Source organism: Labrenzia sp. CP4, assembly GCF_001579905.1.
In the GTDB taxonomy this organism is placed as follows: domain Bacteria; phylum Pseudomonadota; class Alphaproteobacteria; order Rhizobiales; family Stappiaceae; genus Roseibium; species Roseibium algicola.
This window is the reverse complement of record NZ_CP011927.1, coordinates 4398399-4411024: the sequence shown is the minus strand read 5'-3', so window position 1 is coordinate 4411024 and position 12626 is coordinate 4398399. Positions and strand designations below refer to the sequence as shown.

The window sequence follows — 12626 nt, the reverse complement described above, 5'->3', positions numbered from 1 at the left end:
TCCCGCGTTCAACCGAGCGCACACCGGATGCTCCGCCACTTTGGACGTGATCAGCTTCAGGAGGATCGATCCCATCCGATTGATCTTCCGCTGGTCCGGCAGCACTTACCACCCATCGACACGGCAATTCCGCTCTTCCTCGCAGTCCTGGGAGAGCGGAATGGACCCGGACCCTGATTGTCCGGCTCGGTGGGCGGGTCTTTCCTCGGAATTCGGAGAACGGGGTCGATGGCACTCCTTTCCATGCAGAACATCAGCAAGACCTTTCCCGGCGTGAAGGCGCTGGACCGGGTCAATCTGGATGTCCAGAAGGGCGAAATTCACGCCGTCGTCGGCGAGAATGGCGCAGGCAAATCCACACTGATGAAGGTTCTGTCCGGCGTCTATCCGCACGGTCAATATGACGGCGAGATTGTTTTTGAAGGTGAACCGGCCCGGTTCTCCGGCATATCGGACAGTGAAAAGCAGGGCATCATCATCATTCACCAGGAACTTGCCCTGGTGCCGCAGCTTTCGATTGCCGAAAACATCTTCCTGGGCAACGAATGCGCCAGCAAGGGCGTAATCGACTGGCGGAAAACCAACCAGCGGACAGAGGAACTGCTCGCCAAGGTCGGTCTTTCGGAGGCCCCGACGACCAAGGTCGACTCCATCGGTGTCGGCAAGCAGCAGCTTGTCGAAATCGCAAAGGCCCTGTCGAAGGACGTCAAGCTGTTGATCCTGGACGAGCCCACCGCGGCGCTGCAGGAAAACGACAGCCGCAAGCTGCTTGATCTCATGCTGGAACTCAAGGCGCAGGGCGTCACCAGCATCATCATCTCGCACAAGCTCAACGAAGTCCGGTATGTCGCGGACAGCGTTACGGTGATCCGTGACGGCATGACCGTGTCGAACCTCGACGCCAAGGCAGGCTTGAGCGAGGACGATATCGTCCGCGACATGGTCGGCCGGGATATGACGCATCGGTTCCCGGAGCACAGCCGAACCCCGGGCGATGTCCTGATGGAAGTCACGGACTGGTCCGTCTGGCATCCCGAGCATTCCGAACGGCGTGTGATCAAGAACGCTTCCTTCAATGTCCGGGCTGGCGAGGTCGTCGGCATTGCCGGGCTGATGGGATCGGGTCGGACCGAACTGGCCATGTCCATCTTCGGCCGGTCCTATGGCCGTAACATCAGCGGATCGGTGAAGCTCAAGGGCCAGCCGATTGATGTCAGCACCGTGGACCGGGCAATTGCAGCCGGCATCTCCTACGTCACCGAAGACCGCAAGGCCCTCGGGCTGGTTCTGGACGAGACGATCCGGTTCAACACGACGCTTGCCAACCTGAACGGCGTTTCCTCCGGGCCCATCCTCAAGCGCAACGAGGAAACCCGCGTTGCCGAGAGATACCGGGAAGCGCTGGCGATCCGTACGCCGTCGGTGTTCCAGAAAACGGTCAACCTTTCCGGAGGCAATCAGCAGAAGGTGGTGCTGGCCAAATGGCTGTTCACCGCGCCGGAAGTGCTGATCCTGGACGAGCCGACCCGCGGCATCGACGTCGGCGCCAAATATGAAATCTACACCATCATCAACGACCTCGCCGCGCAGGGCAAAGGCGTGGTCATGATCTCGTCGGAAATGCCGGAACTGCTCGGCATGTGCGACCGGGTCTACGTCATGAACGAAGGGGCTCTCGTCGGTGAACTTGCCGCCGGCGATGCGAGCCAGGAGCGCATCATGTCGCTCATTGTCAACGAGTGAGAGAAAAACCCATGGAACTGGCTGATAGCGACACCAATGCGACGCCGGTCGTGAAGACCAAGGGCATCGGCGAGTATATCTCCTCGCATTTGCGGCAATACGGGCTGCTGTTCGCGCTGATTGCGGTGATGGCCTTCTTCGAGGTGGTTACCGACGGCACGCTGCTGCGTGCAGTAAACATCACCAACCTGCTGCTGCAGAACTCCTACATCATCATCATGGCGCTCGGCATGCTGATCGTCATCGTCTCGGGCAACATCGACCTGTCGGTCGGCTCGGTGATGGGCTTCATCGGGGCGCTCGCCGCGGTCATGATCGTCAACTACGGCCAATCGCCGTACATCACGATGATCGTCTGCCTGGCCATCGGCGGACTGATCGGCGCGGCCCAGGGGTATTGGGTCGCCTATTGGAAAATACCGTCCTTCATTGTGACGCTGGCAGGCATGCTTGTCTTCCGCGGCTTGTCGCTCTGGCTTCTCGAAGGTCAGTCGGTGGGGCCGTTCCCAAAGGAATTCCAGATCATTGCCACCGGGTTCGTACCAGACATGTTTCCGGCCGGCATGGGGGAAGCACTGGCGGATCTCTTCGGTGCTCGCAAGGTCAATGTTCTTGCGCTCGCAACCGGTGTCGTGGCCGCAGCCCTTGTGGTCTGGATCGGCATGCGCCAGCGGGCACAGAACAAGGCCTACGGCATCGAGGATGAGCCGACGAGCTTCTTCATCGCCCGCAACGTGATCATTGCTGCGGCACTGGTGTTCGTGATGTTCAAGCTGTCCCTGTTTCGCGGTCTGCCGAATGTGCTCATCACCATGGGCGTCCTGACGATCATCTATGCCTTCATCACCGAAACGACGACGGTCGGCCGCCGGATCTACGCACTCGGCGGCAACCAGAAGGCTGCCAAACTGTCCGGCATCAAGACCGAACGACTGACCTTCCTGGCCTTCACGAACATGGGCGTTCTGGCTGCTGCCGCGGGTCTCGTATTCGCTGCACGTCTCAACACCGCAACGCCCAAGGCCGGCTTCGCATTGGAACTGGACGTGATTGCGGCCGTCTTCATCGGCGGGGCGTCCATGTCCGGCGGGGTCGGCACCATCATTGGCGCGGTCGTCGGAGCCTTCCTCATGGGCGTGCTCAACAACGGCATGTCGATCATGGGCATCGGTATCGACTACCAGCAGATGATCAAGGGCCTCGTGCTGCTCGCAGCCGTAATTTTCGACGTCTACAACAAGAACAAGCAGGGGTAACGCTATGCTGATTTCCCAGATCCTGGATGATGCCGGCAAACGTGCCGTGGTCGTCCGCAATGGCAGCGAAGCTTCTGTCCTGAAGGGAGTTGCCTCCACCTACGAGCTGGTTCAGGAAGCCATCGCAAAAGGCCAGAGCCTGACCGAATGTATCCGAGGACATGAACTCGGTGCGGCGGTCGACCTGGAACTGCTGGCCTCGGAAGGCCGGTTGCTGCTGCCGATCGACCACCCGGACGCAGCCCATATGCATCTGACAGGCACGGGTCTGACGCACCTGGGGTCCGCGGCAACTCGTGATGCCATGCACGCCAAGGCGAAGAACGACGATGCCAACGTCACGGACAGCATGAAGATGTTCCAGCTTGGCCTTGAAGGCGGTCGGCCGCAGCCGGGCCATGTCGGCGTCCAGCCGGAATGGTTCTACAAGGGCAACGGATCCTGCGCGGTTGCGCCGGGCGGTGATCTTGTCAGTCCCGGTTTCTGCAAGGATGGCGGCGAGGAACCGGAGATTGCCGGGGTATATGTTATTGCCGAAGACGGAACGCCGTTCCGCGTCGGCTTCGCGCTCGCCAACGAGTTCTCCGATCACGTGATGGAACGCCAGAACTATCTGTACCTGGCACATTCCAAACTGCGTCCGGCCTCCTTTGGGCCGGAGTTGATGGTCGGTCCGCTTCCGGAGAAGGTTGAAGGCACCAGCCGGATCTACCGTGACGGCGCAGTGCTTTGGGAAAAGCCATTCCTGTCGGGCGAAGGCAACATGTCCCACACGTTGGCGAACCTGGAACACCATCATTTCAAGTATGACGTTTTCCGCCAGCCGGGCGATTTGCACGTGCACATGTTTGGCACGGCAACGCTTTCCTTCGCCGATGGCATTGGCTGCCGGGAAGGGGACGAGGTCGAGATTTCCGCGCCGGGGTTCGGCGTTCCCCTGAAAAACCGCTTGGCTTTCAAGGCTGCGGAAGCCGGGGCGGCTCAAGTGAAGGTTCTTTAGATCATGGCATTCAAACCGGCGAAATGGCCGCGCAAACTGCGGTCGACCGAATGGTTCGGCGGCACCAGCCGTGACCACATCTATCACCGCAGCTGGATGAAGAACCAGGGTCTGCCGGACGACCTCTTCGATGGTCGCCCGGTTATTGGCATCTGCAACACCTGGTCCCAGCTCACGCCCTGCAACGCGCATCTGCGCGATCTGGCGGAGCGCGTCAAACACGGGATCTACGAGGCCGGTGGCTTTCCGGTAGAGTTCCCCGTGTTCTCGACCGGCGAGAGCACGCTGCGTCCAACGGCGATGATGTTCCGCAACCTTGCCAGCATGGATGTGGAAGAAGCGATCCGGGGCACGCCGCTGGATGGCGTCGTCTTGCTGGTTGGCTGCGACAAGACTACGCCCTCTTTGCTGATGGGCGCAGCCTCTGTCGATATTCCGGCAATTGTCGTCACCGGCGGCCCGATGCTGAATGGCTGGTTCCAGGGCGAACGGGTCGGATCCGGCACGCACCTCTGGAAATTCTCCGAGGCGGTGAAGGCTGGGGAAATGACCCAGGAGGAGTTTCTGGAGGCCGAGGCCGCCATGAGCCGGTCCCCAGGCAGCTGCAACACCATGGGCACGGCGTCCACCATGGCCTCTATGGCAGAGGCGCTCGGCATGGCACTGTCCGGCAATGCGGCGATCCCGGCTGTCGACAGCCGCCGCCGGGTCATCGCGCATCTCTCCGGCCGGCGGATCGTGCAGATGGTGAAGGACGATCTGAAACCGTCCGACATCCTGACCCGCGAAGCGTTTGAGAATGCGATCCGCACCAATGGTGCCATCGGCGGGTCGACGAATGCGGTCATCCATCTGCTGGCCATCGCCGGCCGTGTCGGCATAGACCTCTCGCTCGATGATTGGGACAAGGCAGGCCGGGACATCCCGACCATCGTCAACCTGATGCCGTCCGGCAAATACCTGATGGAAGAGTTCTTCTACGCGGGTGGTCTGCCGGTGGTGATCAAGCGCCTCGGCGAGGCAGGCATGCTCAACAAGGACGCCATCACCGTTTCCGGCGAGACCATGTGGGACCAGGTCAAGGATGTGAAGAACTGGAACGAGGATGTCATCCTGCCGGCGGAAAAGGCGCTGACCAGCCAGGGTGGTATCGCGGTTCTGAAGGGCAACCTTGCACCCAATGGCGCTGTCCTGAAACCGTCTGCCGCGTCGCCGCATCTGATGCAGCACAAGGGCAGGGCAGTGGTCTTTGAAGATATCGACGACTACAAGGCCAAGATCAACGACGATGCCCTCGACATCGACGAGACCTGCGTCATGGTGCTGAAGAACTGCGGCCCCAAGGGGTACCCGGGCATGTCGGAAGTCGGCAACATGGGCTTGCCGCCCAAGGTGCTGAAGAAAGGCATTACCGACATGGTCCGCATTTCGGATGCGCGCATGTCCGGCACGGCTTATGGCACCGTTGTCCTGCACACCTCTCCGGAGGCTGCTGCCGGAGGTCCTTTGGCTGTTGTGAAAGACGGCGACATGATCGAACTGGATGTTGCGAACCGGACAATCCATCTCGACATTTCCGAACAGGAATTGTCCGCACGGCTTGCAGCATGGAAGCCGTCGCACCATGTTCCGGACAGCGGCTACGCCCGCCTGTTCCATGACCACGTTCAGGGTGCCGACACCGGCGCCGATTTCGACTTCCTGAAAGGCTGCCGCGGTTCCGCCGTGCCGAAGGATTCACATTGATGGCAGAAAAAACTGGCGCTGGTGGGCATCGGCAAGATTGCCCGCGATCAGCACATTCCGGCAATTGCCGGTAATCCGGACTGGCAGTTGGAGGCGGCCGTCAGCCGTCACGCTGGCGTTGACGGGATCGATCATTTCCAGACGATCGACGAGCTTCTGGAAAAGCGGCCGGACATCACCACGGTCTCGCTCGCCATTCCACCGCAACCTCGGTTCGAGTATGCGGCCAAGGCCTTGAAGGCCGGCAAGCATGTGATGCTGGAAAAGCCGCCGGGTCAGAGCCTTGCCGAATGCTATGCGCTGGAGGCACTTGCAAGGCAACACGGGGTGACGTTGTTCGCCACCTGGCACTCCCGCTACGCAGATAGCGTACCGGCGCTGAAGGCATTCCTTGCCGAACGCACGTTGAAACGGCTCAAGATCACCTGGAAGGAAGATGTTCGCCGTTGGCATCCCGGCCAGGAATGGATCTGGGAGCCGGGTGGCATGGGGGTCTTCGACCCAGGTATCAATGCGCTCTCGATCCTGACCGAGGTTCTTCCTTATCCGGTTCACCTCACCGGTGCGACGCTGGAGTTTCCGGCGAACCGGGCAACGCCGATTGCCGCCGTGCTGACCTTCGCAGATCCGGTTGGCGCGGAAATGTCCGCCGATTTCGACTGGCGTCAGGAAGGGCCCCAGACATGGGACATCGACGTTGAAACCGACCGGGGCGCCGCAAAGCTGTCACTTGGCGGTGAGAAGCTGGAAATCGACGGTGAGCCCGTTATACAGGGGACGAACCATGAATATGCCAACCTCTACGTCCGTATGGCGGATCTGGTGAAATCGGGCACGAGCGACGTCGATCTCTCGCCGATGATCCATGTGTGCGACGCCTTTTCTCTTGGGCGGCGCGTCACCACTGATCCGTTCGAATTCTGATCCATCTTCAAAACCAGAAGGTTTGACATGACTTTTATGCCTCACGGAAAGCAGCTTGTTGCAGGGCAATGGGTTGCCGGCGATGCAACATTTACCTCCGAACCGGCGCATGGCGCGTCTCACGCTTTTTCCGTCGGTACCGCCGACCAGGTGGACGCGGCCTGCCGCGCAGCGGAAGAAGCCTTCTGGAGCTATGGCTATTCCAGCAGTGAAGAGCGGGCGAAATTCCTCAATGCCATTGCAGACGAGATTGAAGCCCGTGCGGACGCCATCACCGAGATCGGCACGTCCGAAACCGGTTTGCCGGAAGCGCGTCTTCAGGGCGAGCGTGGTCGCACCACCGGCCAGTTGCGCCTGTTTGCCTCGCATATACTGAAAGGCGATTATCTCGACAAGCGTCACGACGAAGCCCTGCCGGACCGCCAGCCTCTGCCGCGCCCGGACCTGAAGCTGGTCCAGCGCCCGATCGGGCCGGTCGCGGTCTTCGGTGCTTCCAACTTCCCGCTGGCATTCTCGACCGCCGGCGGTGATACGGCATCGGCTCTGGCTGCGGGCTGCCCCGTGGTCGTCCGTGGCCACCCGGCCCATCCGGGCACCGGTGAGATTGTCGCCGAGGCGATCGCCGCAGCCATCAAGTCCTGCGGCCTGCATCCGGGTGTCTTCTCCTTCATCCAGGGCAATGGTTTCGAGGTCGGCCAGGCGCTTGTTCAGCACCCGCTGATCACCGCCGTCGGTTTCACTGGCTCCCTGCGTGGCGGCCGTGCCCTGTTCGACATGTGCGCACAGCGCCCGGTGCCGATCCCGTTCTTTGGTGAACTTGGTTCGGTCAACCCGATGTTCCTGCTGCCGGCGGCGCTCTCCGCTCGCGGCGAGGCAATTGCAAAGGGTTGGGCCGGATCGCTGACAATGGGTGCTGGCCAGTTCTGCACCAACCCGGGCGTTATCCTGGTGCTCGAAGGTCCGGATGCGGACGCCTTCGTTGCGACAGCAACAGAAGCCCTCGGCGGCATTGGCAAGCAGACCATGCTGACAGACGGAATTGCGGCCGCCTACCGGTCCGGTTCCAAGCGGGTTGCCGCTTCCAGCGGTGTCCGCGAATTGATCGGCACGTCCTGCGAGACCCGTGAAGCCGCGCCTTACGTCTTCGAGACCACCGGCGACAACTGGCTGGCCAACGAGGAACTGGGTGAAGAAGTCTTCGGCCCGCTCGGCATCGTGGTCCGCGTGAAGGATGAAGCACAGCTTCTGGAAATCGCCAAGGGCCTGGAAGGCCAGCTCACCTGCACGTTGCAGATGGATGCAGGCGACAAGGACCTTGCCCGCAAGCTGATGCCGGTGCTGGAGCGCAAAGCAGGCCGCGTGCTTGCCAATGGCTTCCCGACCGGTGTGGAAGTCGCCGACAGCATGGTTCACGGCGGGCCTTACCCGGCATCGACCAACTTCGGCGCCACCTCCGTCGGCACGATGGCTATCCGGCGCTTCCTGCGCCCGGTCTGCTACCAGAACCTGCCGGACGACCTGCTGCCGGCCAGCTGAGCCGGGTGGGCGATCAAATGACGACCTCATCCTGAGGAGGGCCTTCAGGTCCGTCTCGAAGGATGGGCACCTTGCTCTGAACAAGTGGCCCATCCTTCGAGACGCGCACAAGTGCGCTCCTCAGGATGAGGCGTTTTTTCAAGTTTGAAGCCTCAGATATTCAGTTCGATCTTCCGGCCGGCCAGGATGACGGCGACCATGGCGTCATGAGCGGCTTTCGCGTCTCCGGCCTTGATGGCCGTGACGATGGCGCGGTGACGCTCGACGAACTCGTAGGTTTCCTGGTCGTTGCGCTCGTTGGCCTCGGCAATGAAGAGGGAATAGAGCGCGGCCTGAACGAGATCTCCAAGTGACTGCAGGAAGCGATTGCCGGAGAGCTTCAGGATCATCTTGTGAAACTCCAGATCGGCCACGGCCACGGCGGCCCTGTCCTTGCCGGTGGCAAGGTTGTCGCAGAGTTTGGACAGGGTCACGCATTCCGCATCGGTTGCGCGCTTGGCGGCGCTGCCTGCCGCCGCCGGTTCGAAGATCAGGCGGATCTCGAACAGGTCTTCCAGAAACGGACGCTGGTTGTTGAGCGCGGCGTGCCAGCGCAGGACGTCCGGATCGAACATGTTCCATTCGGATGCAGGCCGGACATGGGTTCCAACCTTGGCTTTCGACTGAATCAGGCCTTTTGCGATCAGCGTCTTCTTCGCTTCCCGCACCACCGTGCGCGAGACGTCGAACATTTCCGAAATGTCCGGGTCCAGGGGGATCATCGTTTCCGGCGGATACTCACCTGCAACGATGGCTCTTCCCAGTTGCTCGACAACCTGATCGGTATGGTTTCCGATCTGGCTTCCCAACCCGCCGGTGGCGACGAAGGTCATGATTGCGCGGCGAACTCTGTCGCTGGTTTTCTGCGCAGTGTCGTTGCCCAAGTGAGTCCCTTCTGAAGCAAGATGAAGCCGAAGAGCAAACCGCCGATCACGATCTTTGTCCACCAGCTCGAAAGCGTTCCGTCGAACACGATAAAGGTTTGTATCAACCCCATGATCAAAATGCCAAAGAATGTGCCTGCGACAAAACCAGTGCCGCCGGTAAGCAATGTGCCGCCGATCACCACCGCCGCGATGGCGTCGAGTTCGACCCCTACCGTCGCCAGTGAATAGCCGGCGGACGTGTAGAGAGAGAAGATGATCCCGGCAAGTCCAGCAAGGCCGCCTGACGTTGCGTAGATGCCGATGGTGGTCCTTGCCAGGGGAACGCCCATCAGCCGGGCGGTCGACAGCCCGCCGCCAAGTGCATAGACATTCTGGCCGAAGCGGGTGCGGTGGGCGACGATGATGCCGACGAGGAAGGTCAGCAGCATGATCATGCCGGTGAGCCGGAAACGTCCGCCGCCCGGAGCCTTCCAGTAAAGCGACTGCAGTGTGTCGTAGAACTCATGGGTAATCGGCACGCTGTCGGTCGACAGTACATAGGCCGCGCCGCGGGCCAGGAACATGCCTGCCAGCGTGACGATGAAGGGCGGCATCTCCAGATAGTGGATCATCGCCCCCATCGCCGCGCCGAAGGAAATGGTGATCGCCAGTACCAGGACAAAGGCGACCAGCGGATGGATCGAGGTATCCCTCAGGATCACAGCCAGAAAGACGCCGGTAAAGGCGATCACCGAGCCGACCGAAAGATCGATGCCCCCCGAAAGGATCACGAAGGTCATGCCGACGGCGGCTATTCCAAGAAAGGCGTTGTCTGTCAGAAGGTTCGCGACGACCCGTGTCGACAGCATCGCCGGGTATTGCGACGCGCACAGCGTATAGGCCAGCACGAAAGTTGCGATGGTGATCAGAAGCGGCAGATGAGTGGAGCGGATCATTGCGGGCTTTCTTTCGCTTCCTTGATGGGGTCGGACGGCTGGGGCTCCGCGGAAGCCCGCAAGATGTAAAGCGCGTGTTTCACGGTCGGAGACTGGATGACCAGGATCGCGATGATGATCAGTGCCTTGATGACCAGATTGAATTCAGGTGGCATGCCGGACAGCAGGATCACCGAATTGACCGACTGGATGATCAGGGCTCCGAGCAGCGACGCCATGATCGAAAAACGCCCGCCAAGCAGCGAGTTGCCACCAATCACCACCGCTAGGATGGCATCAAGTTCCAGCCAGAGACCGGCATTGTTGGCGTCTGCCCCCTTGATATCCGCCGCGACGATAACGCCGGCCAGTGCCGCGCAGACACCGGAAATCAGATAGACCGAGATGATCAGTACGCGGCTGTTGATGCCCGCAAGGCGCGAGGAGCTCTCGTTGATGCCGATTGCCTCGATCAGCATGCCAAGCGCTGTCTTGCGGACCACTGCCGCAACCGCGAGCCCGAGCCCGATCCAGATCAGGATCGGGGTCGGAATGCCCAGGATCGTACCGGCGCCCAGGTGGATGAGCCCAGGATCCAGGAAGGTCAGGATCGTTCCCTCCGTCACCAGCTGCGCAATGCCCCGGCCGGCCACCATCAGCACAAGCGTTGCGACGATCGGCTGAATGCGCAGGACAGCAACCAGAATGCCGTTCCACAGGCCGCAGATCGCACCGACGGCAAGCGCTCCGGCAAGGGCGACGTGCCAGCCGTGTCCATCCTCGGCAAGGGAAGCGGCAACCGCACCAGCAATTGCCATGACGGCGCCAACCGACAGATCGATGCCTCTGGTCGCGATGACCAGTGTCATGCCGATACACAGAAGGGCGGTCGGCGCGCCACGATTGAGCACGTCAATCAGATTGCCGAAGAGGCGACCGTTCTGGAATTCTATCCGGAAGAAATCCGGGAATACCATGAAGTTCAGCATCAGAACGGCAGCCAGGATGATCAGCTGCGGGGTGATCCGCCGGAGGGTGTTGTGAACATGTGCGGTCATCAAACGGCCTCCGCCACGGGTTCGTCGGCAATGGCCGCGACAATGTTGGAAGTCGTAATGTCGTCACCGGCAAGTTCGCATACCTGACGCCGGTCACGCAGCACGATCACCCGGGTGGAATAGGCGACGAGTTCTTCCAGCTCGGACGAGGCCACAAGAAGCGCCATGCCGTCTTCGCGCAGCTTCTCGATAAGGGCGATGATTTCCGCGTGGGCGCCGACATCGATGCCGCGTGTCGGTTCATCCAGGATGAGGAAGGCCGGATTGGTTGCCAGCCATCTTGCCAGCAGTGCCTTCTGCTGATTACCGCCAGAAAGCAGGCGGATCGGCATGTCCAGGCTGGCGAGGCGAATGTCGAGGGCCTTCACATAGGCTTCCGCCAGTTCATTGACCTTTGCTTTTGGTAGTGGCCGGAACCAGCCCTGTCGGGCCTGCAGTGCCAGAATGATATTCTCCCGCACGGAAAGATCGCCGACGATACCGTCGCTCTTCCGGTCTTCCGGACAGAGCGCAAACCGGTGCGCGACGGCCTCACGCGGGTTCTTGATGGTGACCTTCTTGCCTTCCAGCAGCGCTTCGCCCTGGTCAGCCTGCACGGCGCCAAAGATGATTTCGGCAGTTTCCGTACGTCCGGACCCCAGAAGCCCGGCAAGTCCGACGACTTCGCCCTTGCGCACGGTCAGGTCAAACGGCGTGATCATGCCGCGTTTGCCGAAGTTCGTCAGCTCTATCAATGTGTCACCGGTTGCCGACGGGGCGCGGTCGTGAATGCGATCTTCCAGCTGCCGGCCGAGCATCAGCGTCACGATCTCGGTCTGGGTTGCATCTGCAAGCAGACGGGTGCCAACCACACGGCCGTTTCTCAGTACCGTTGCCCGGTCGGAGATCTCGAACACCTGGTCGAGGAAATGCGTGATGAAGACAATGGCAAGACCACGCGCCTTCAGTTTTTCAATGACGGAAAAAACAAGGTCGACCTCATCCCGGTCGAGGCTGGCTGTCGGTTCGTCAAGGATCAGAACCTTGCCGGAAAGCTCGACGGCACGGGCAATCGCGACCACCTGTTGTACGGCGACGGAATAGGCCGACAGCGGTTCGGCCGGATTGACGGAGAGGCCGAACTCGGCAAGCAGATCCCGCGCCATCTTCATCATCTTGCGCTGGGAAATGAAGCCGTGCCACATCGGCTGACGGCCGAGAAAAAGGTTCTCCGCAACAGTCAGGTTCGGCAGCAGGTTCACTTCCTGGTAGACGGTGCCGATACCCAGTTTCTGGCTGTCCTGAGTGCTGTTGGGCGAGATTTCCTGGCTGTTCAGGAGGATGGTGCCGGCATCGCGCCGATAGGCACCGGTCAGACATTTGATCAGGGTGGATTTTCCGGCCCCGTTTTCGCCGAGCAGCGCATGCACTTCACCCGGATAAAGGGTCAGGTCCACTGCATCCAGCGCTATGGCTCCCGGAAAGAATTTGGATATGCCCCGGCATTCGAGCACAGGGTCGGTTACGCTCGCCATGTATCGGCT

At 60.8% G+C, this 12626-nt stretch carries 10 protein-coding genes; 6 read left to right on the top strand and 4 right to left on the bottom strand.

What is annotated here, in order from left to right; all coding sequences use genetic code 11:
• The first annotated feature begins 228 nt into the window (after positions 1 to 228).
• From mmsA to ACP90_RS20240, 6 genes are read left to right on the top strand one after another with little or no spacing between them, the layout of a single operon-like run.
• Entirely contained in the window at positions 229 to 1743 is a 1515-nt protein-coding gene (gene mmsA, locus ACP90_RS20265; protein WP_022999982.1) for a multiple monosaccharide ABC transporter ATP-binding protein, read from the top strand.
• Between the two features lie 11 nt (positions 1744 to 1754).
• Positions 1755 to 2999, top strand: coding sequence for a multiple monosaccharide ABC transporter permease (gene mmsB, locus ACP90_RS20260; protein ID WP_022999983.1), 1245 nt, complete (start codon positions 1755 to 1757; stop codon positions 2997 to 2999).
• A gap of 4 nt (positions 3000 to 3003) precedes the next feature.
• Positions 3004 to 3999: an AraD1 family protein gene (gene araD1 / locus ACP90_RS20255; RefSeq protein ID WP_062489649.1), complete on the top strand. Its 996-nt coding sequence runs from the start codon at positions 3004 to 3006 to the stop codon at positions 3997 to 3999.
• A gap of 3 nt (positions 4000 to 4002) precedes the next feature.
• Positions 4003 to 5745, top strand: a complete 1743-nt coding sequence (araD, locus tag ACP90_RS20250) for an L-arabinonate dehydratase (RefSeq protein WP_055658459.1) — start codon at positions 4003 to 4005, stop codon at positions 5743 to 5745.
• Positions 5746 to 5757: 12 nt separating this feature from the next.
• The gene (locus ACP90_RS20245) at positions 5758 to 6669 is read left to right on the top strand and encodes a Gfo/Idh/MocA family oxidoreductase (protein ID WP_062489647.1); all 912 of its coding nucleotides are present in this window, start codon (positions 5758 to 5760) and stop codon (positions 6667 to 6669) included.
• A 27-nt stretch (positions 6670 to 6696) separates the two neighbouring features.
• Complete coding sequence (locus ACP90_RS20240; RefSeq protein WP_062489646.1) at positions 6697 to 8205, top strand: aldehyde dehydrogenase (NADP(+)); 1509 nt, start codon at positions 6697 to 6699, stop codon at positions 8203 to 8205.
• Positions 8206 to 8357: 152 nt separating this feature from the next.
• Here the strand turns inward: ACP90_RS20240 and ACP90_RS20235 are convergent, their stop codons facing one another.
• The 4 genes from ACP90_RS20235 to ACP90_RS20220 are packed head-to-tail and all read right to left on the bottom strand — an operon-like array spanning position 8358 to position 12617.
• Positions 8358 to 9077, bottom strand: coding sequence for a FadR/GntR family transcriptional regulator (locus ACP90_RS20235; RefSeq protein ID WP_055658466.1), 720 nt, complete (start codon positions 9075 to 9077; stop codon positions 8358 to 8360).
• Positions 9074 to 10063, bottom strand: a complete 990-nt coding sequence (yjfF, locus tag ACP90_RS20230; protein WP_055659490.1) for a galactofuranose ABC transporter, permease protein YjfF — start codon at positions 10061 to 10063, stop codon at positions 9074 to 9076. The genes ACP90_RS20235 and yjfF overlap by 4 nt, the downstream gene beginning before the upstream one ends.
• Entirely contained in the window at positions 10063 to 11103 is a 1041-nt protein-coding gene (locus ACP90_RS20225; RefSeq protein WP_062489644.1) for an ABC transporter permease, read from the bottom strand. Before ACP90_RS20225 ends, yjfF begins: the two co-directional genes overlap by 1 nt.
• A complete protein-coding gene (locus ACP90_RS20220) occupies positions 11103 to 12617 on the bottom strand; it encodes a sugar ABC transporter ATP-binding protein (RefSeq protein ID WP_062489642.1) in 1515 nt (504 codons plus the stop codon). Before ACP90_RS20220 ends, ACP90_RS20225 begins: the two co-directional genes overlap by 1 nt.
• Positions 12618 to 12626 lie beyond the last annotated feature (9 nt).